The organism is Yinghuangia sp. ASG 101 (assembly GCF_021165735.1).
Classification (GTDB): domain Bacteria; phylum Actinomycetota; class Actinomycetes; order Streptomycetales; family Streptomycetaceae; genus Yinghuangia.
In genome coordinates this window covers 1026981-1046182 of sequence record NZ_CP088911.1, presented here as the reverse complement: position 1 = coordinate 1046182, position 19202 = coordinate 1026981, and the positions used below count along the sequence as shown (strand labels likewise).

The window sequence follows — 19202 nt, the reverse complement described above, 5'->3', positions numbered from 1 at the left end:
TCGCGGGGCGGGCGGCGGCGGCAGCCGCGCCGGGAGGGGCCGGGTGCCCGGGCCCGCGCCGGGGGCCTGAGACGGGCGGACCGGTGCCCCCGGAGTCCCGCCCGTCGCGAACGCGCTTTCCGGACAGGCGCATCAATCACGGCGACGAGGCAACGCGCCTGGGGTTCCCGGTGGTCTCTTTCTCAGGGCCTGGTGCCACGTCACGGCACGGGCGCCCACCGGAACAGGAGAGGACCACATGACCGAACACAGGCGAAGAGGCCGTCGGTCGGCGGCTGCCGTCGTCGCGGGGGCGCTGCTCGCCACCGCCGCGGCGGGCACCGGCGGAGCGTTCGCGGCGGACGGCACCGGCGGTGTGGGCAACGACGGTGCGGGCAACGGCGGTTCCGTGGCCCGCGAGGCCGCCGGCACCGGGCCGTCGCGCACCACCGTCACGCTCGTCACGGGGGACGTGGTGACCGTCGACACCTTCCCCGGCGGCGGCCAGGCCGTCACCCCGAGGCCCGGTCCGGGGCGTTCCGCAATATCGTTCCTGCGCCGGACCGCGAACGGCACCACCACCGTCGTGCCGTCGGACGCGCTCAAGCTGCTCGACAGCGGTGCGCTGGACCCGGCGCTCTTCGACGTCACCGGGCTGATCCGGCAGGGCTACGACGACCGCCGCACACCGGTGCTGCCGCTGATCGTCACGTACGCGGCGGCGCCGCACGAGGCCGGTGCCGCGCGGGCGACGGTGTCCGGGGCCGCCGCCACGGGCCGCGAACTGCCGAGCATCCAGGGCCAGGCCGTCGGCGAACGCAAGGCGGACGCCGGGGAGTTCTGGCGCAGCGTCACCGCCGCCCCGGCACCCGGGGCGCGCCTCGCTCCCGGGACGGAGCCGGGCACGCTCGCCCCCGGCATGACGCGAATATGGCTGGACGGCCGCGTCCGGGCGTCGCTCGACCAGAGCGTGCCGCGGATCGGCGCGCCCGAGGCGTGGAGCGCCGGGTGGACGGGTGCGGGCGTGCGAACAGCCGTCCTGGACACCGGAATCGACCCCGCCCACCCCGACCTGGCGGACGCCGTCGTCGACAGCGCGGACTTCACCGAGAACCCGAACGGCACGGTCGACGGCGACGGCCACGGCACCCATGTCGCGTCGATCATCACCGGCAACGGCGCCGCGTCCCAAGGCCGTTACACCGGCGTCGCACCCGACACCCGGCTCCTGGTCGGCAAGGTGCTCGACGACTCCGGCTACGGCTCGTACTCGCAGATCATCGCGGGCATGGAATGGGCCGTGGCGCGGCAGGCCCGGGTCGTCAACATGAGCCTGGGCAGCGGACCGAGCGACGGAACCGACCCGATGTCCCTCGCGGTCGACGCGCTGAGCGCGTCCTCCGGCGCGCTGTTCGTCGTCGCCGCGGGCAACGACGGCGGGGAAGGCACCGTCAGCTCGCCGTCGACCGCCGCCTCCGCGCTGTCGGTGGGCGCCGTCGACGCGGACGACCGGGTCGCGGACTTCTCCAGCCGGGGCCCGCGCAGCGGCGACCACGCCGTCAAGCCGGAGATCACCGCGCCGGGCGTGGCCATCGCCGCCGCCCGCGCCGCCGGAACGTTTCGCGGCGAGCCGATCGACGACAACTACACGCGCCTGGGCGGCACGTCGATGGCGACGCCGCACGTGGCCGGGGCGGCGGCGATCCTCGCGCAGCGGCACCCCGACTGGACCGGCGCACAGCTGAAGGACGCCCTCGTCGGGTCCGCCTCGCCCGGCCCGGACACCGTGTTCGCGCAGGGCAGCGGCCGTGTCGACGTCGCCGCCGCGGTCACCCGCACGGTGTCCGCGACCCCGTCCACGCTGTCGACGTACCTGCGCTGGCCGAGCACCGCGCCCGTGACCCGCACCGTCACCTACCGCAACGACGGCGACCAGCCGCTCGTCCTGGACCTCGCGGTCGCCGCCGACCCCGGCGCGCCGCTACGGCTCGACACCCCGCGGCTCACCGTCGCACCGCACGCGACCGCCGACGCCGTCGTGACGGTCGACCCGGGCGCGAGCGCGACCGGCACGTACGGCGGGGTGCTGACCGCCCGCGACGCCGACGGAACGGTGCTGGTGCGTACGGCACTTGGTGTGTACGACGAGCCCGAGCTGTACGACCTGCGGATCACCGCGACCGACCGCGACGGTGCGCCGCTGGACGGCGGCGGCGTCTTCGTGACCAACCTCGAAACCGGTGAGGCGTACCCGACCGAGATCCGGGGCGACGTGCGCACGACACGCGTCCCGCCCGGCCGGTACGGCGTCGACGCGATGATCCACACCCCCGCCGACGCCACGCATCCGCGCAGTTGGACGCTCGCCTCGCGACCCGATGTCGCCGTCACCGGGGACACGTCGGTGACCCTCGACGCCCGGGCCGGCCTGCCCGCGGGGCTCGCGCTCGACCAGGACGGCACGACCGTCGAACACCGCCGGATCGGCTTCTCGCAGCGGATCGGCGGCCAGGAGTCGGGAGCCGAGGCCTACCTCTACACCGCCGACGTGGGCGCCTACGCGGTGCCCGTGGCGGTGCCGGGGCGCCCGTTCGCGTACCGGCTCAGCACGTTCCTCGGGCAGCGGACGGCGCCCGGGCGCCCGGCCCGGCACTACAACCTCGTCGTCGGACACGACGGCGGCATCCCCGCCGACCCGACGCTGCCGGTGCGCACGGCCGACCTCGCGGTGGTCGACGCGCGCTTCCACGGCCAGGGCGAGCCCCTGACCGGCACCGTCTCGCGCCTGGCGGGCTGGGGCGACGGCAACTTCGGCGGCTGGTTCCACGACGTCACGCTGCCGGGCGCGACCGAGGAGTTCTTCACCGCGCAGCCCGGCCTCGCGTGGGAGTCGGTGCTCCAGGCGGACCGGCTGTACGAGACGCGCCCGGCGGTGGCCTACCCGGCCGGGCAGCGGACCGTCGAGGAGTGGAACAAGGCGGTCGGCACGCCGTACGTGTCGCTCCTGCGCTGCGGGGACGACGGGCTGGCGACGATCGCGCCGTACACCGGCCCGGTGCCCGGCCACACCGCGAGCTGGGACGGCGCCGCCGGCCGGGTGACGCTGCGGCGCGGCGGCGAGGTGGTCGCGGAGTCGGACGACCTGCGGTTCGCGTACCTGCCCGGCATGACCGCGAAGAAGGCGACGTACGCCCTGCGCCTGGAGGCGTCGCGCGACGAGCCGGGCTGGCGGCTCGGCACGAGCATCGACGCGACCTGGACGTTCTCGTCGCAGCGCCCGGCCGGCGAGTGCGCCGACGAGCCGGCCGCGCTGCCGCTCGTGCGCGTCGACGGGCCGTTCGACCTCGACAACCGCGCCCCGGCCGACCGACCCCTCGCGCTCCCGGTCAGGGTCGAGGGGCCGAATGAAAGCCCCGTGCAGGTACGGCAGTTCACCACCGAGGTGTCGTACGACGGCGGGCGGACGTGGGTGTCCGCCCCGGCGGTCCCGGGGCCGCACGGCTACACCGTCCTCGCGCCGCCGCCCCGCCGGGGCGGCGACGGCTTCGCGGCGCTGCGCACGCGACTGCGTGACGCGCACGGCAATGCGCTGAACCAGACCATCCTGCGCGCGTACCGCGTGGGCTGACGGCGGTACGGGGGAGTGGCGGTCGGCCCGGATCACACGGGCCGGCCGCCGCTCCCCGACCGGCGCTACGCCTCGCCGTACGTGCCGAACTCGGGGCGGCCCGTCACCGCGTAGACGTGCACCGCCAGTCCGGTCGCCGTCGTCTCGCCGCTCACCAGCCGCAGACCCGCCGGGGCGCCTCCGTCCGGGAACAGGCGGCGGCCCGTGCCCACGACCACCGGGGCGATCGCGAGGCGCACCTCGTCGACCAGGCCCGCGGCCAGCAGCGACTGGGCGAGCCGGGCGCTGCCGTGGATCTGGAGCTCCCGGCCGGGGCGCCGCTTCAGCTCGGCGACCCGGGCGGCGACGTCGCCGGACAGGATCGTCGTCGGGTCCCAGTCGGCCTCGGTCAGGCTGTTCGAGGCGACGTACTTCGGCAGGCCGTTCATGACGGCGCCGAGCGGGTGGTCGGTCATCCGCGGCCAGTCCCGGGCGAAGTTCGCGTACGTGCGGCGGCCGAACAGCAGCGCGTCGGCCGCACCGAGCCAGACGCCGGCCTGACGCTCGAACGCCTCGTCCGCGTAGGGCACGAACCAGCCGCCCCGGGTGAATCCGTCGCTCGTGTCCTCGTCCGGGGCGCCGGGGCCCTGCGAGACACCGTCCAACGACAGGAATTCCTGCACTACCAGCTTCATGGTCCGTCACTTTCGTCGGTCGTCGGCGGGACGCGTCCGCCCCACGCCCCTTCGACCGCGCGGCGACCGCGAACTCATCGGTCTCGCCGGGGTCAGAGGTCGTCCCATTGGTCGAGCAGGGCGTCGGTGTCGATGTCGTCGGTGTCGTGGGCGGGGCCGTGGAGGGGTTGTTCGGCCCAGATGACTTTGCCGCGGGGGAGGTAGCGGGTGCCCCAGCGTTGGGCGTAGCGGGCGACGAGGAGGAGGCCGCGTCCGCCTTCGTCGGTGGGGGTGGCGTGGCGGAGGTGGGGGGAGGTGCTTCCGGCGTCGGAGACCTCGCAGATGAGGGTGTGGCCGCGCAGCAGGCGGACCTGGATGGGTTCGGTGCCGTGGCGGACGGCGTTGGTGACGAGTTCGCTCATGATGAGTTCGGTGGCGAACCCGGCGTCGTCGAGCCCCCAGGCGTGGAGTTGGCGGGCGCAGGCGGCGCGGACGGGTGCGACGGCGGCGGGATCGGCGGGGACGTCCCAGGTGGCGACCTGTCCGGTGCCGAGGCGGCGGGTGCGGGCGACGAGGAGGGCGATGTCGTCGGCGGGGGGTCCTTGCGGCGCGAGGGTGTCGACGACGTGGGCGCACAGGCGTTCCGGGTCGGCGTGCGGTGGGGCGTGTTCGAGGGCGGTGCGCAGGTTGTGGAGTCCGGTGTCGATGTCGTGGTGGCGGTCTTCGATGAGTCCGTCGGTGAAGAGGATGACGCGGGTGTGTTCGGGGAGGGTGAGTTCGGTGGTTTCGACGGGGAGTCCGGCGGCGAGTCCGAGGGGTGGGGTGACGGGGATGTCGGGGGTGGTGGTGTGGCCGTCGGGGTGGAGGAGAAGGGGGCCGGGGTGTCCGGCGCGGGCGGCGGTGAGGGTGCCGGTGGTGGGGTCGTAGATGGCGTAGAGGCAGGTGGCTCCGGTGACGGGCCCGGGTCCGCCGGCGTCGGTGCCGGTGGTGGTGTCGGTGTCGGTGGTGTCCTGGTCGATGCGGGTGACGAGGTCGTCGAGGTGGGTGAGGAGTTCGTCGGGGGCGAGGTCGAGGGCGGCGAAGTTGTGGACGGCGGTGCGCAGGCGTCCCATGGTGGCGGCGGCGTGGAGGCCGTGGCCGACGACGTCGCCGACGACGAGGGCGACGCGGGCGCCGGACAGGGGGATGACGTCGAACCAGTCGCCGCCGACGCCGGCCTCGGCGGGCAGGTAGCGGTACGCGACGTCGAGGGTGTCCTGCTCGGGCAGCCCCCGCGGGAGCAGGCTGCGCTGCAACGCCGCCGCCATCGTGTGCTCCCGCGTGAACCGGCGCGCGTTGTCCACGCTCACCGCCGCCCGCGCACTCAACTCTTCCGCGAACGCCGCATCCTCCTCATCGAACGCCCCCGGCGTCCGGCCGCGCCAGAAGCTCGCGACCCCGAGGACGACACCGCGCGCCCGCAACGGAACCCCGATCAGGGAGTGCAGGCCGTTGTCCAGCAGCCGCGCGGCATGCCGCGGATCCTGCGCCCGCCAGCCGAGAGCCGCGGTGAGATCGGGCACCAGCACCGTGTCCCCGCGGACGACGCCCAGGGCCTCGGGTGAGGTGGGATCCAGCACGATCTGGTGGTTCATCGGGTAAACGGACCCGTCGTGGACGCCGTGCGAGGCGACGCGGCGCAGGCGGCTGACCGTTCCCGACGGTTCGTCGCCGCGCAGCACCTGGTCGAGCAGGTCGACGGAGACGTGGTCCGCGAAGCCGGGGGTGGCGACCTCGGCCAACTCCCGCGCGGTGCGGACCACGTCGAGCGTGGTGCCGATGCGCATGCCCGCCTCGTACAGCAGCCGCAGGCGGCGCCGGGTGCTCTCGGCGTGCCCGGCCAGCTTGCGCAGCTCGGTGGTGTCACGCAGCGTCACCACACTGCCGGAGTCGCCGCCCGGGTGCGTCAGGCGCTTGTTGACCGCGAGCAGGTGCTCCCCGGACAGCCGCACCTCGTCGGTCACGGACCGCTCGGAGGCCAGCAACGCGGCCCAGTCCGGCTCCAGGCCCAGGTCGCCGACGTCGCGCCCCTCCGCGTCCGGCGGCAGGTCGAGCAGGCGCCGCGCCTCGTCGTTGACCAGCATGAGACGGCCGTCGTCCCGCGTGATCAGCACGCCTTCGCGGACGGCGTGCAGGACGGCGTCGTGGTGCTCGTACATCCGCGTCATCTCCGCCGGGCCGAGGCCACCGGTCTGGCGACGCAGCCGCCGGCTCACCACCGCGGTGCCGCCCCCGGCCAGCAGCAGCGCCGCGGCACCGCTGCCCAGGACCAGGGGCAGTTCCTCGTCCGCGGTGCTCCGGACCCGCGACACGGTCACCGCGCTGGCCACCAGCCCGACCCCGTGGCCGGCGGCGTCGCGGACCGGCACCGCGGTGAGGACGACGGGCCCACCCGGTGCGGAGTACGTGTAGGTCTGCGACCGGCCCGACTGCGCGAACTCCCGGATCCGCGGGTCGGGAGGCTGCACGTCGGGGTTGACGTCCAGCGACGTGGAACCGTACGACGCGCCGTCGTTGTCCACGACCACCATGAAGTCGACGCCGGTGGCGACCCGTGCGGCGTACACGCGGGGTTGCAGCAGCGCCGCGGCGTTCGGACCGAGCAGCGCGTCGGCGGTGCCGGGGGCGTTCGCGAAGGCCTCCGCGGCAGCCGCCGAGCGGTGCCGGGCGTCGCGCCGACTGTCCCGGCGCGCCTGCAACACCACCGTCACCACCGCGACGACCACCAGCAGCACCACGATCGTCAACTGCAGCAGCAGCACCTGCCCGGCCACGCTGCGCACACCGAACCGCCGTCCGCGGCCCGGCCCGTACGGTGCGACCGGGGGCGGGCGGAGTGAGGACTCTCGGACGGAGTCCGGTGGGGGACCGGAAGGGTGACGGCGGAACAGCGACGAAAGCCGCCGGCCAGGATGGCCACTCATCCGGCCTTTTTACCATTTGGCCGTTTTGTCTGCCGGGCGTGTGGGGGGCGCCGGGTGCGCGAGTGGGCGCGCGGTCTTGCCGCGGTGGCGGTGCCAGGGCGGTGGCGGCGTTGGCCCCGTCGTTGGGCTCGGCCCCGAATCGGCCCCGGCCAGGGTCGGGTGCCGCGATGGGCGGGCCCGTGCGCGCGGCCGTCGGCGCCGGGCTCGGCGACTTGGGACGGAACGCTCGTCGCGGTGTGGTGGGCGCGGACGGCGAGAGCGTCCGGCCCGGGGCTTCCGCGCGGATGCGTCGGTGGCGCGTTCGCGCACCTCGGAATAGGCGCCGATGGGTTGTGCGGAATAGGAGAACAACCCGTTCTTGTGGGTGCGTTCGGCGACGCGGGCAGGACATTCGGATCGGCGGCTTCAGGGAATTTTCGCGATCGGGTGCCGCAGGGTTTGACGTATTATCTGTGGCGTCGGCGACGTGAAATTCCGATGCCCGAAATACCCGTTTCTCGGATCGTTGAAATGTCGACGGGTGCGGGGGTGACGGCAACCATCGGGTGCCGTCGGAGAAATTCTCGAAAACGTCGTTCGGACAGTTTTCCGAGCGGGCTTTCCCCGTGACCATGCGGACGCCCGGACGCGGTGCCGGGACGGGGGTCGGCGTGCGCTCGGGCTGGGGCGGGAGGAGGGCCGGCGCTGCTCCGCGGGCCGGGTCCCGCTGATGAACGCACGAGCCGGCGACCAGGTGACGCGGCGGCTCGGGCGATGTCGGGATTCGGCCGATGTGCCGGGTGCGGCGGCGGCTTCGTGGGCCGACGGCCGACGAAGGTCGACGGTTGGCGGCGCGGGCACCCCGTAGCGGCCCGCGCGTCCGCTCCTGGCCACCGCGATGTGGGCCTCCGCGTCGCGCATGTGAGGACTCGCACACCTCCGGTCTCCGCCCGGGCCTGCCCCCGCTCCGGGCCCCGTCCGCCGGGGCGTCGCGGGGCTCGATTGCCGTTCGGGGGCGGGGTTCGGCGGTCGGGTGGGAGCGGGGGTGGCGGAAATGCCGCCCCCGGGTGTTGCGTCGGGAAAGGGCCTGGGAGAGTGTTTGTCATCCGGTCAGAACTTGACGGGGTGGCAACAGCTTCGCTAAACAGCAAATCAGTTCATATGTGAGTGGTCTGCAAGCCGAAGCAAGCCGCCCGCGCCCTGTGCGCTAAGGAGTACAGCGATGCCGTCATCAGAGAACAAGACCTTCACGCTCAAAGCCGCCGGTCTCCTCGACATCGACAAGGGTGAGGTCGTCCGGCCGGGCATCCTCAAAATCCAGGGGGACCGCATAGTCGGCGTCGGGGGCAAGCCCGAAGGCGATGTGGTCGACCTCGGCGACCTGATCCTGATGCCCGGCTTGATGGACATGGAGGTCAACCTCCTCATGGGCGGGCGCGGCGAGGTCGCCGAGACCGGCCAGATGAAGGACGACCCGCCGCTGCGCATGATGCGCGCGGTCGGCAACGCCCGTCGTACGCTCCGCGCGGGCTTCACGACCGTCCGCAACCTGGGTCTGTTCGTGAAGACCGGCGGTTACCTGCTGGACGTCGCGCTGATGAAGGCGATCGACGCGGGGTGGGTCGACGGGCCGCGCATCGTGCCCGCCGGGCACGCGATCACCCCGACCGGCGGCCACCTCGACCCGACGATGTTCGGCGCGTTCGCCCCGCACGTCCTCAACCTGTCGGTCGAAGAGGGCCTGGCCAACGGCGTCGACGAGATCCGCCGCGCGGTCCGCCACAACATCAAGCACGGCGCCCAGGTCATCAAGACCTGCGGTTCCGGTGGTGTCCTGTCGCACACCGGCCACGCCGGTGCGCAGCACTACTCCAACGAGGAACTGCGCACGATCGCCGACGAGGCGCACCGCCGCGGCCTCAAGGTCGCCGCGCACACGCACGGCGCCGACGCGGTCCGCGCGGTCGTCGAGGCCGGGATCGACTGCATCGAGCACGGCTTCCTCATCGACGACGACGTGATCGAGCTGATGGTCGAGCGTGGGACGTGGCTGGTCGCGACCACCGCGCTGGCCGACGGCATGGAGGTTCTGGAGCAGGCGACGCCGGAGCTGAAGGCGAAGGCCGCCGAGATGTTCCCGAAGGCGAAGGACTCGGTGCTCGCGGCGTACAAGGCCGGGGTGAAGATCGCGGTCGGCAGCGACGCGCCCGCGATCCCGCACGGCAAGAACGCGCTGGAGCTGGTCGCGCTGGTCAGCCGCGGTCTGCCGGAGCTGGACGTGCTGCGCGGCGCGACCACGCTGGCGGCCGAGCTGATCGACGCCGACGACCGCGGCCGTCTCGCCGAGGGCCTGCTCGCCGACGTCATCGCGGTGCCGGGCAACCCCCTGGAGGACATCTCGGTGACGCAGCGGGTCAAGTACGTCATGAAGGGCGGCAAGCACTTCACCGGCTGAGACCGTGCGGGCGTGCGGCGGGGCGCGTCCTCGTCGTCCGCCGGCCTCGCGGCATTCGGCATTCGGGCCTTGGCGGCTCTTCCCACGGGGAGAGCTGCCAAGGCCCGCCGTGTTTTCCGGAGGACGGTCGGCGCAACGACCGCGCGGCTTTGTGCGACGCGCACTTCTCGAATTCGGAAATACGATTCTCGCGCAACGGAAATGGGGATCGCTCCGGCGTTGCGGGGCGCCGGAAATCGCGGCGCTCCGACGAACCGGACCGGCTATCCGCCAATACCGCACGCACCCTCCCGGAATCGGGTGTGGTGGGCAACCATCGGCAGCCGGATGCCGGACGATAACGCCATCGGCCGAGAATCGGTGCCGTGGGCCATCCGAGAGGGGTGGTGCGAAGTAATGCGCGGTGATGGCGACTGGGGTCCACAACTGTCCACTACCGGCCGCGGTGGCCCACGGGGCCCGGGGTGACCGGTGGGGGCCGGGCGTGGCCGTTCCGTGCGGGGTGGCCTCGCGAGAGCAGCGATAGACGACAGATATCTAGCGGATGCACCATCAATGTGCGTAGTATGACGGCGAGCCGGAGCGAAGACGACACCCTGATGCCGGGGTCGCACCGGCGTCCGCGGACGAGCGCAGCCGTCCGCCACCGACCCGACCACCGCGTGAACGGAGGGCGCAGCACCCGATGGCCGTACGACATGCCCGTGTGACCGCTCCGTTCCGCCCCGCCTTCCGGCGGGCGGCGTTCCTCCGGCGCCGCCCGCCGGTACCTCCACGCGGATGACCGCCCGGATCCTCGCGGAAATCGATCTGCCCCGGGAGCAGATCGGGTCGAACCCGCAGCATCTGATCCTCGGCCTGTTCAGCGACTACTGGTTCGACGCGGGCGAGCCCCTGCCGTCGGCGGTGCTCGTCGCCCTCCTCGGCGACTTCGGCATCACCCCGGTGAGCGCCCGCGCGGCGATCGGGCGGCTGGCCCGGCGCGGCGTGCTGGAGGCCGCCAAACAGGGCCGCCGCACCTTCTACACGATGGCCCCCACCGTGGCGCGGGCCATGGAGAAGACCCAGCGCCGCGTCGTGGACTCCGGTACGGGGGACCGCAGTTGGGACGGCCTGTGGACCACCGTGATCTTCTCGGTGCCCGACGAACAGCGCCGGGTGCGGGCGGTGCTGCGGCGGCGCCTGCGCTTCCTGGGGTACGCCGCCGTCCACGACGGCGTGTGGATGTCCCCGCACGCGGACCACGAGCAGACCGTCGAACTGCTGGAGAGCGTCGCGGCCGGCAAGGCGACCGTCCTGCGCTCCACCGTCACCTACGCGGCGGGCGCCGGCGACCCGCTGACGGCGTGGGACCTCGACGCCATCCGCGCCGGCTACGAGGAGTTCGTCGCCGAGTACACGCCCCTGCTGGAGCGCGTCGCACGCGGACACGTCGGGACGGCCGAGGCCCTGGTGACGCGCACCGTGGCGAAGGACTTCTGGCGCCAGATCGTCAGCAGCGACCCCGAACTGCCCGAGAACCTGCTGCCCCACGGCTGGCCCAGCCGGGCGGCGCGCGCGGTGTTCGTCCGCACCTACGACTCGCTCGGGCCGCTCGCCGAGGCGCGCGTCGGGCAACTGCTCGTCGAACACGGAGCCCCCGAACTCGCGGCCCGGGTCGGACGCCGCACCAGCGCCCGCGCGCCGTCGTGACGCGGGCCGCGCGGATCCCGCGGAGCCGCGTCCGTACGCGCCCGGCCGTCGCGCCGAGGTCAACCCCCCCCTCCCACGAAGGAGCTGAGAGCAACGATGGTCAGCACCACAGGCCGGCTCGCCGGCAAAGTCGCCGTCATCACCGGCGCAGGGTCCGGTATGGGCAAGGCGGCGGCGCTGCTGTTCGCCGCCGAGGGCGCCAAGGTCGTCTGTGCCGACCGCAGCGGCGCGCAGGACGCCGTCGCGGCCGAGATCGGCGCGGCGGCCGTCGCCGTCCACGCCGACGTGCAGTTCGCCGACGACATCCGCAACATGATCGCCACCGCCGAGGACCGGTTCGGGCGCCTCGACGTGCTGTGCAACAACGCCGGCTACGGCGGGCCGCGCAAGCCCCTCGTCGAGCAGGACGAGGCCACGTTCGACGACGTTCTCGCGGTGAACCTGAAGAGCGTGTTCCTCGGGATGAAGTACGGCATCGAGTCGATGCTGCGCACCGGCGGCGGATCGATCGTCAACACCGCGTCGACCGCGTCGCTCGTCGGGTGGAAGCGGCACTCGGTGTACGCGGCGGCCAAGGGCGGCGTGCTGCAGATGACCAAGTCGGCCGCGCTCGACTACGCGACCAAGAACATCCGCATCAACGCCATCTGCCCCGGCATGACCTGGACCGGCCTGGCCAGCAGCGACCCGGACGCCGAGCCGACGGACTCGATCATGAAGGCGCAGCCGATGCACCGCTGGGGCCGCTCCGAGGAGTTGGCCGCGGCGATGCTCTTCCTCGCCAGCGACGAGGCGTCGTTCATCACCGGGGTCGGCCTGCCGGTCGACGGCGGCTACGTGGTGCCCTGACCGGAGCCACCGCGAACTCCCGGCGCCCGCCCACCGGTTGGACCGGTCGGCGGGCGCCGTTCCTGTTGCTCTCGCCGCCGTCCTCGCCGGCGGTCAGGCGAGGGCGTTGCGGCGGGCGATCGCGCCCAGGAAGCGGGCGCTTTCCTTGACCGTGCGGCGCTGCGTGGCCCGGTCGACCGCGATCAGGCCGAACTTCGGGGCGAAGCCGTGCATCCACTCGAAGTTGTCGAGCAGCGTCCAGTGCAGGTAGCCGCGGACGTCCACGCCGTCCGCGAGGCTGCGCTCCAGGCCTTCCAGCGCGCTCCGGACGAACGCCACGCGGCGCGCGTCGTCGTCGGTCGCGAGACCGTTCTCCGTCACGATCAGCGGCAGGCCCGCCGACGCGGCGGCGCGCAGTACGCTGCCGAGCGCCTGCGGATAGAACTCGTAGCCCATCTGCGTGACTTCGGCGTCCTCGGGGACCGGCGCGACGCCCTCCGGGCCGACCCGGATCCGCGAGTAGTTCTGCACGCCGAGGAAGTCGTCCCCGGCGATGGCCGGCAGGAAGTCCTCGAACAACTCGGCCCAGACCTCCTCCGCGGCCTTCTCGCCGCCCGGGAGCGCCTGGACGTCCTGCAGCGCGAGCGTCAGGCCGACCTCGGTGTGCGGGCTGACCTCGCGGATCACCGCGCGGGCGGCGGTGTGCGCCCGCGTGATGACGTCGAACGCGGTGTCGCTGAACTGCGACAGGAAGTGCCCCTCGGGCGCCCGCCCGCCAGGCTGCGACGCCCCGGGGCCTTCGCCGAGGCCGACCGGCGCCTGCTCGACGCGAGGGCGGCGCCCCTCGCCGAGGTTCGCCACGATCCGGCGGATGACGCGGCCGATGTTGGCCTCGTTGAGCGTGCACGCGTACGGAATGAGGTCGCCCAGCTCCGCCATGACCGTGCGGCAGTACGCCGCGAACCGCTCGGGGGTCCGCTCGTACTCCCAACCGCCCAGCCCCATCAGCCACTTCGGGCTGGTGAAGTGGTGCAGCGTGACCACCGGGACGACCCCGGAGGCGTGGCAGGCCTCCAGCACGTCGCGGTAGTGCGCGAGCGCCGCGTCGGAGAAGAACCCGTCCTCCGGCTCGACCCGCGCCCACTCGATCGAGAACCGGAAGCTGTTCAGGCCCAGATCGGCCAGCAGCGCGATGTCCTCCCGGAACAGCCGGTAGTGGTCGCAGGCGTCCCCGCTGGGCTCGGCGAACCGCGAGTTCGCGGCGTGCTCCAGCGCCCAGAAGTCACTGGCGAGGTTGTTGCCCTCGATCTGGTGGGCGGCCGTGGCGGAGCCCCACAGGAAACCGTCGGGGAAGGACATGGGCGGTTGCACGCTCCTTTGCGGTGGCCGAGGGCTGAGAACGGCCGTAGGGGCCGGGCAGCGGTCGCCGCGGGGTCTCGCGGACGGGGAAACGCGGCGTCGCTGCATGTTGCTCGGCCCAAGCCACGATTGGCCAGGAATTGCCGTGTGTTGCCGTAACCTCCTCCGCCCCCGCCCCGCCCCCGCCCCGCCCTCCGCCGTCCGACACCGGAACCGGCACCCGGGGCCGCGTATCACCCGCCACCCGCACGACGGCCCGACCGCGGACGCGTGGGAACGGCCCCCACCGTGCGTCGTACTCAGGCCCGGGCACTGGGTCAAGACGTGGCCGTCCGGGTTCCCGTCTTGGACGACGGTGTTGCCGGGCGGCGTCATCCCACAGGCTCGGGCACGCCTTCTTGCGGCCCTCGGGAACCGTGCCCACAAAGGTCAGCGACACAACAACCCCCGCTCCGAGGCGAGTTCGCTACTTTCGCAGAAGCCGCCACCGCTTCGGGAGACGTCGTCATCCCTGGTGACAGCGGCGCATGGCGGGTCGGGTCAGGGGCTCACGGGGTCAGGGTGAGGTCGGCCCAGACGGATTTGGTGGGTGGGGAATCGGTGGTGGTCCAGCCCCAGCGGTCGGCGCAGGTGGCGACGAGGAGGAGGCCTCGGCCGGAAATGGCGTCGGTGTCGGGGGCGGTGTCCGGGGCGGGGGTCGTCGCGGTCGCGGGTAAGGGGCGGTGGGGGCTGGGGTCGGTGACTTGGATGCGGATGCGGTCGCCCAGGAGGGACATGCGGAGTTCGAACGTGTCGCCGGGGGCGGTCGCGTGGAGGGTGGCGTTGGCGGCGAGTTCGGCCGTGACGATGGCGACGGAGCCGGAGAGGCCGGGGACTTGGCGGACGCCCCAGAGGGTGAGTTGTGCGACGGCGAGTTGGCGGGCGAGCCGGGCACCGTAGGGGGAGCTTTCCAAGGTCATGGCGAACTCGATGTGGGGGGTGGGGAGTTCGGCCATCGTGAAGGGTGGGGTGGCGTGGGGTGGGGCGGAATCCGGACGCGTGAACGGGAATTTCATGCCGGAAGGATCCGTCGGGAGGCAGCGACGAGGGCAGTGCGCAACAGTCCCGACCAGAGCCCTGTACGCGCCCTGTACGTGCCGCGTCCCAATCTGTACGCGCCGCAATGCCAAACCGCTCGAAAGCGTATTCCATTTCGCTGGGTGACCGCTTGACTACCGAATATTGTGAGATGGCTGGAAGTTGCCGGTGGCGGAGACCCGTCGAGAGGACCGGCGCACGGAACACACAACGGTGGGGCGGGTGTTGAACATGACAGCGGCGAAGGCGGGTAAAGGGGACAACCTCAACGGCCACACGGTCGGAAAGGGGCCGTGCCGGGCGAAGCCGAGCGAGCGGCGGGATGACCTGCCGGGAATCTGGGTCGGGTACGGCAAGCTGGTGAAGATGTTCCGCACGCGGGCGCTGATGTCGCGGGAACAACTCGCGGAGCGGGTTGGGTACTCGGTGGATCAGGTCGCGTCAGTGGAGCAGGGCAGGCGGCCGGCGAAGATCGCGTTCACGACGGCGGCGGAGGAGGTGTTGAACGCGATGGGGACGCTGGCGATCCTGCAGGATGATGTCGACCTGGCGAAACTTCCTATGTTCTTCCAGGACTTCGCGCAGATCGAGATGGAAGCGCTGAGCAGGTTCTCATTCGATCCGCTGCTGGTACCTGGGTTGTTGCAGACGGAGGGATACGCGCGGGCGATGTTCGCCGGCCATGTGCCCCAACTGAACGAGGACCAGGTTGAGCAGAGCGTCGAAGGACGCCTCGCGCGGCAGCGGCTGCTCAGCCGAGAGCCGGTCGTGAACTTGTCGTTCGTCATCGGGGAAGCTGCGCTGCGCAGCGTCGTCGGCGACGAGGAAGTGATGGCGGAACAGTTGCGGTACTTGCTCAGAGTCTCGCAGTTGCGCAAGGCAGAAATTCAGGTCATGCCCGTTCATGCCCGTTTCCACCCCGGACTCGAAGGCCCGTTTGTAGTGTTGGAGACGCTCGAGAACCGTCGATACGCGTACCTCGAATCACAGGGGGTCGGTCACGTGGTAAGCGAGCCGAGTACGGTCGGCAGGCTCACGCTTCGCTACGGCACGCTACGCTCAATGGCGTTGAACATCGACGAGTCCGCGCGGCTCATTGGGAAGTTGATCGGAGACCGATGAACGCTGAGCAGAACCTGCGCGGGTACTGGGTCAAGAGCAGCTACAGCGGTCCGAGTGGCGGTGACTGTGTTGAGGTCGCTGCGGCGCCGACGGTCATGCACGTGCGCGACTCCAAGTTGCCCGAATTCGCCAGTCTCGCCTTCCCGGCCATCCGCTGGGCTGCCCTCACCGACTCCATTCGCGACACCGCCTGAACAGCGCAGCGTCATCACCGGTCGCAGGCTGGTCCGTTCGCTGAAACGGTCGCCTCCGGCAGCCATCGTCGGCAAGGGGGAGTGATGAGTGTGATGGAACCCGTCCGCGAAGTCGAAGGCCTCGCTTGGACCAAGAGCGGCTACAGCGGCCCCGAAGGCGGCAACTGTGTTGAGGTCGCGGTGACTTGGACCAAGAGCAGCTACAGCGCGAGCGGTGGCAACTGCGTTGAGGTCGCCACCACATGGATCAAGAGCAGCCACAGTGGATCGGGTGGCGGTGACTGCGTGGAGGTCGCCGCGACGCCGCCCGTCTTGCGCGTGCGCGACTCCAAGCTCCCCGACCTCGCCATCCTCTCCTTCTCCGCCGCCCACTGGTCGGCCCTCACCAACTCCGTTCGCCACACGGCCTGAACGCACCCGGCGAGTCAGGGCGGCCGGCCCGGCATGCCCTCCTCCCAACTCCGGGAGCTGTGTGGCCCGAGGCCCTGGCAGGCTTCGCCCGGTGCTGTGACCGGAAACGTTCCTCGGGGTGCCGGTGGCGGATCGCGTGTCCGCAACATCCCTCCGGCGTTGGGCGGTTCGGTGGCAGAGCCGGTCAGGGGTCGCGGGTCGGCCGGGGATGAAGACCGTCGCCTTCCGTCGCAGGGGATGGGTCGGGCGGCTTGTGTGCGGGGGCGCCCGCCGTGACGAACGCCCTTCTCGCGGCGGACGCGCGCGCGTTCGGGGCGTGGGGCTGCGAGGAGGCCGGGTCCCGAGCGCGGGGGTCGCGCCGACGCAGGCAGACGCGAAGCGCGCGAGTCTGCCGTCGAACCCCCGAACACCGGACGAGAGTTGCCGTCATTCACCCGGCTTCAGGCACCCCGAACCCCCAACCGGCAGCCCGGTCAACGATCCGGTCTCCGCACCAGCCGGAGCCTGTCGTTGGGATCAAGTTGTTGGAGCGGACCTCGCTACAGTGTGAGCATGACGATCCGTCGCATCATGCCCAATGTCGTCACCCAGGACATCGAGGAGAGCCGAAGCTTCTACGGCGACTTCCTGGGGATGGACGTGCGTATGGACGAGCCGGGCTTCTTGATGTTGGCCTCGCCGAGTAATCCGACGGCACAGATGACCGTGGTTTCTCCCGCCGCGGACTCATGGGACCCTCATACCTCCCGTACGGCGCTGGCGGTCGAAGTCGAGGACGTTGATGCCGCGTACGCCGCATCCGAGCGCCAGGGGTACCCGGTCGTCTATCCCTTGACCACGGAGCCGTGGGGCATTCGGCGTTTCTTCGTTCAGGCACCCGACGGAAGTGTCATCAACGTCCACAGTCACGTCTGAGGATTGAAGGTGCTCATCGGGCAGTGGAAACCGCCCGGATAGATCGTCGCGGTCTTCTCGTAGCGGGTGGCGATGCCGCGCCACTGCTTCAGGGGTTGACGCACCGCTCGACGGTTGCGCTGCTTGTGGACCAACTGATTCAAACAAAACTGCCTGGATGAATGATTCCAAGGGTGAGTGATCGTAGGCGGTCAGTGATCGGATCTGTGGGGCACCGGTGTTGTCGTTGTGCCAGATCGCGGCGGTCAGGGCGAGGAGTCGTCGCAGGATGCGGACGACCACGCCGGTGGGTGTGCGTCCGCCGCGTCGTTCGAGGTCGAGCTGGGCCTTGAGTTGTCTGGTTGACCGACTCGACCAGCTGCCGCAGCGGTCTGAACAGGGGTGTTGCGGCGCGCGCGGGCTCGCCCGCGCGCGCTGGCCGGAGCAGTCGCAGACCTGTGTCGGCGAGCCGGCGTTCGAACTCGCGCCCGTAGTCGCAGGTCCCGGAAGAAGCGCGCGTGGCTGGCGCAGTAACCGTATTCGGCCCATCCGGCCAGGTCGGAGCGCTTGACCGTCTCCCGGGGCCGGGCGCATTCGACGGGAGTGGACTCGACAATCCACACGTCGTCCGTCCACAGCGCGGTGTCGGCCGCGAGCATCCGGATCGCCCGCGCGAGCCGGGCATCCGCCGTGCGTAGGCGCTTGTTCCGGCCCGGCTGTTGCGGGAGCGCGGGGAACATCGAGAGCAGGTGCGCGCGAGCGAACCGCAGCCAGCGCGCCTCCGAGACGAAGCCCCAGCAGGGCCTGCACGACCGTGAGCGTCATCAGCTCCGCGTCACTGAGTTTCGGGGCTATCCCCACACGCGGCCGCTGCGGCGGCAGATGCGGTGAAGCCTTCAACCAATCGTCGATCCGCACGTCGAGTGCGGCGGCGAGGGTGTCCAACTCTGTCTTCACACACCGAGATTGGACGACCTCGCCTCATGCCCGCGGACATCCCTGGGAATCAATCCTCTAGTCGACGACCATCACCGCCTTGCCGTGGAGGCGGCGGTCGCGCATCGCGTCGGCCGCTTCGGTGAAGTTGTGCCACGAGCCGTGCCAGCCGATCGGGACGGTCAGGGTGCCGTCGTGGATGCGCGCGACGAGATCGGCCAGGTCCGCGCCCGGGGCGGAGGCGTCGCCGAAGGACCGCAGTGTCTTGGCGGGGCCGGGGACGAAGGTGGAGTTGACGGGGAAGACCGCCGGTTCGCCGGACGCCCACCCGACGCTTTGCAGGACGCCGCCGGGGCGCAGCAGGGTCCAGGCTTCGACCAGGTGCGGGCCGCCGACGAGGTCGATGACGACGTCTTGCGGGTGGGCGACGTCGGCGAGGGACGTCACGATCACGTCCGCGCCCAATTCCGCCGGCCCGGTGGCGCGTGCTGCCGAGCCCACCGCCGCCGTGACGAACGCGCCGAAACGGTGGGCGAGTTGGACGGCGAGCGGGCCGACGCCGCCGGACGCTCCTGTGATCAGGAGCCGCGTCCCTTCGCCGACGCCGGCGGCCCGCAGGTTGCGCAGCGCGGTGATGCCGGCCAGGGGCAGCGCGGCGGCGGTCGCGGGGTCGAAGCCCGGGGGCAGGACCGCCACGCTGTCGGTGTCGAAGACCGCGCGCCGGGCCCACGCGCCCGCGCCGAAGGCGGTGACGTGGTCGCCGACGGCCGGGCCTCGTCCGCTCTCCGCGGCCCGGACGACTCGGCCGCTCGCGTCGTAGCCGAGGACGCCGCCCGGGGGCTGGAAGCCGAGGTGTCGCACCTCGCCGGGGTTGACGGACACATGGCCGACCTCGATCAGCACCTGGTTGGGGCCGGGGGCCGGTTCGGGGATGTCGGCGAGCCGGAATCCGGCGGGAGTCGCGGGGTCGGCGATCAGGGCGTGCACGATCCACCTCCAGGGGGATGGGAGGGAAACGGACCGACGGTCCGC

General features: G+C 71.9%; 13 protein-coding genes and 1 pseudogene. 8 read left to right on the top strand and 6 right to left on the bottom strand.

What is annotated here, in order from left to right:
* The first annotated feature begins 238 nt into the window (after nucleotides 1–238).
* Nucleotides 239–3607 (top strand): S8 family peptidase, encoded by a 3369-nt coding sequence (locus tag LO772_RS04075; RefSeq protein WP_231776961.1) that lies wholly within the window; start codon nucleotides 239–241, stop codon nucleotides 3605–3607.
* Between the two features lie 65 nt (nucleotides 3608–3672).
* Here LO772_RS04075 and LO772_RS04070 read toward each other — a convergent pair whose 3' ends face one another.
* The gene (locus LO772_RS04070) at nucleotides 3673–4281 is read right to left on the bottom strand and encodes a dihydrofolate reductase family protein (RefSeq protein ID WP_231776960.1); all 609 of its coding nucleotides are present in this window, start codon (nucleotides 4279–4281) and stop codon (nucleotides 3673–3675) included.
* A 92-nt stretch (nucleotides 4282–4373) separates the two neighbouring features.
* On the bottom strand, nucleotides 4374–7223 hold the full coding sequence (locus LO772_RS04065; protein ID WP_443089365.1) for a SpoIIE family protein phosphatase: 2850 nt from the start codon (nucleotides 7221–7223) through the stop codon (nucleotides 4374–4376).
* 1201 nt (nucleotides 7224–8424) lie between these two features.
* Between LO772_RS04065 and LO772_RS04060 the strand changes: the two genes are divergently transcribed.
* From LO772_RS04060 to LO772_RS04050, 3 genes are all read left to right on the top strand, one after another.
* Entirely contained in the window at nucleotides 8425–9657 is a 1233-nt protein-coding gene (locus LO772_RS04060; protein WP_231776958.1) for a metal-dependent hydrolase family protein, read from the top strand.
* Nucleotides 9658–10437: 780 nt separating this feature from the next.
* On the top strand, nucleotides 10438–11349 hold the full coding sequence (locus LO772_RS04055) for a PaaX family transcriptional regulator (RefSeq protein WP_231776957.1): 912 nt from the start codon (nucleotides 10438–10440) through the stop codon (nucleotides 11347–11349).
* A 96-nt stretch (nucleotides 11350–11445) separates the two neighbouring features.
* Nucleotides 11446–12198 (top strand): SDR family NAD(P)-dependent oxidoreductase, encoded by a 753-nt coding sequence (locus tag LO772_RS04050; RefSeq protein WP_231776956.1) that lies wholly within the window; start codon nucleotides 11446–11448, stop codon nucleotides 12196–12198.
* Nucleotides 12199–12291: 93 nt separating this feature from the next.
* On the opposite strand, the gene LO772_RS04045 is transcribed toward LO772_RS04050, so the two are convergent.
* Both LO772_RS04045 and LO772_RS04040 read right to left on the bottom strand, forming a co-directional pair.
* Nucleotides 12292–13536 (bottom strand): glycoside hydrolase family 1 protein, encoded by a 1245-nt coding sequence (locus LO772_RS04045; RefSeq protein WP_231776955.1) that lies wholly within the window; start codon nucleotides 13534–13536, stop codon nucleotides 12292–12294.
* Nucleotides 13537–14084: 548 nt separating this feature from the next.
* On the bottom strand, nucleotides 14085–14591 hold the full coding sequence (locus LO772_RS04040; protein WP_231776954.1) for an ATP-binding protein: 507 nt from the start codon (nucleotides 14589–14591) through the stop codon (nucleotides 14085–14087).
* 253 nt (nucleotides 14592–14844) lie between these two features.
* Between LO772_RS04040 and LO772_RS04035 the strand changes: the two genes are divergently transcribed.
* The 4 genes from LO772_RS04035 to LO772_RS04020 all read left to right on the top strand — a co-directional run bounded on the left by LO772_RS04035 (nucleotide 14845) and on the right by LO772_RS04020 (nucleotide 17255).
* Nucleotides 14845–15735: a helix-turn-helix domain-containing protein gene (locus LO772_RS04035; protein WP_231776953.1), complete on the top strand. Its 891-nt coding sequence runs from the start codon at nucleotides 14845–14847 to the stop codon at nucleotides 15733–15735.
* Nucleotides 15732–15929, top strand: a complete 198-nt coding sequence (locus LO772_RS04030) for a DUF397 domain-containing protein (RefSeq protein ID WP_231776952.1) — start codon at nucleotides 15732–15734, stop codon at nucleotides 15927–15929. Before LO772_RS04035 ends, LO772_RS04030 begins: the two co-directional genes overlap by 4 nt.
* Before the next feature lie 84 nt (nucleotides 15930–16013).
* Nucleotides 16014–16340 carry a DUF397 domain-containing protein gene (locus tag LO772_RS04025; protein ID WP_231776951.1) on the top strand — a complete coding sequence of 109 codons (327 nt, stop codon included), beginning with the start codon at nucleotides 16014–16016 and terminating at the stop codon, nucleotides 16338–16340.
* Between the two features lie 552 nt (nucleotides 16341–16892).
* A complete protein-coding gene (locus LO772_RS04020) occupies nucleotides 16893–17255 on the top strand; it encodes a VOC family protein (RefSeq protein ID WP_231776950.1) in 363 nt (120 codons plus the stop codon).
* A gap of 177 nt (nucleotides 17256–17432) precedes the next feature.
* On the opposite strand, the pseudogene LO772_RS04015 reads toward LO772_RS04020, so the two are convergent.
* Nucleotides 17433–18191: pseudogene (locus LO772_RS04015) on the bottom strand (IS982 family transposase); the annotation flags it as partial.
* A 57-nt stretch (nucleotides 18192–18248) separates the two neighbouring features.
* A complete protein-coding gene (locus tag LO772_RS04010) occupies nucleotides 18249–19157 on the bottom strand; it encodes a zinc-binding dehydrogenase (RefSeq protein ID WP_231776949.1) in 909 nt (302 codons plus the stop codon).
* Nucleotides 19158–19202 lie beyond the last annotated feature (45 nt).

Bases quoted from the DNA above. Each gene is read 5' to 3' on its own strand.
- LO772_RS04075 (WP_231776961.1), top strand. From the start codon at position 239: ATGACCGAACACAGGCGAAGAGGCCGTCGGTCGGCGGCTGCCGTCGTC.
- LO772_RS04070 (WP_231776960.1), bottom strand. From the start codon at position 4,281: ATGAAGCTGGTAGTGCAGGAATTCCTGTCGTTGGACGGTGTCTCGCAG.
- LO772_RS04065 (WP_443089365.1), bottom strand. From the start codon at position 7,223: ATGAGTGGCCATCCTGGCCGGCGGCTTTCGTCGCTGTTCCGCCGTCAC.
- LO772_RS04060 (WP_231776958.1), top strand. From the start codon at position 8,425: ATGCCGTCATCAGAGAACAAGACCTTCACGCTCAAAGCCGCCGGTCTC.
- LO772_RS04055 (WP_231776957.1), top strand. From the start codon at position 10,438: ATGACCGCCCGGATCCTCGCGGAAATCGATCTGCCCCGGGAGCAGATC.
- LO772_RS04050 (WP_231776956.1), top strand. From the start codon at position 11,446: ATGGTCAGCACCACAGGCCGGCTCGCCGGCAAAGTCGCCGTCATCACC.
- LO772_RS04045 (WP_231776955.1), bottom strand. From the start codon at position 13,536: ATGTCCTTCCCCGACGGTTTCCTGTGGGGCTCCGCCACGGCCGCCCAC.
- LO772_RS04040 (WP_231776954.1), bottom strand. From the start codon at position 14,591: ATGAAATTCCCGTTCACGCGTCCGGATTCCGCCCCACCCCACGCCACC.
- LO772_RS04035 (WP_231776953.1), top strand. From the start codon at position 14,845: ATGACAGCGGCGAAGGCGGGTAAAGGGGACAACCTCAACGGCCACACG.
- LO772_RS04030 (WP_231776952.1), top strand. From the start codon at position 15,732: ATGAACGCTGAGCAGAACCTGCGCGGGTACTGGGTCAAGAGCAGCTAC.
- LO772_RS04025 (WP_231776951.1), top strand. From the start codon at position 16,014: ATGAGTGTGATGGAACCCGTCCGCGAAGTCGAAGGCCTCGCTTGGACC.
- LO772_RS04020 (WP_231776950.1), top strand. From the start codon at position 16,893: ATGACGATCCGTCGCATCATGCCCAATGTCGTCACCCAGGACATCGAG.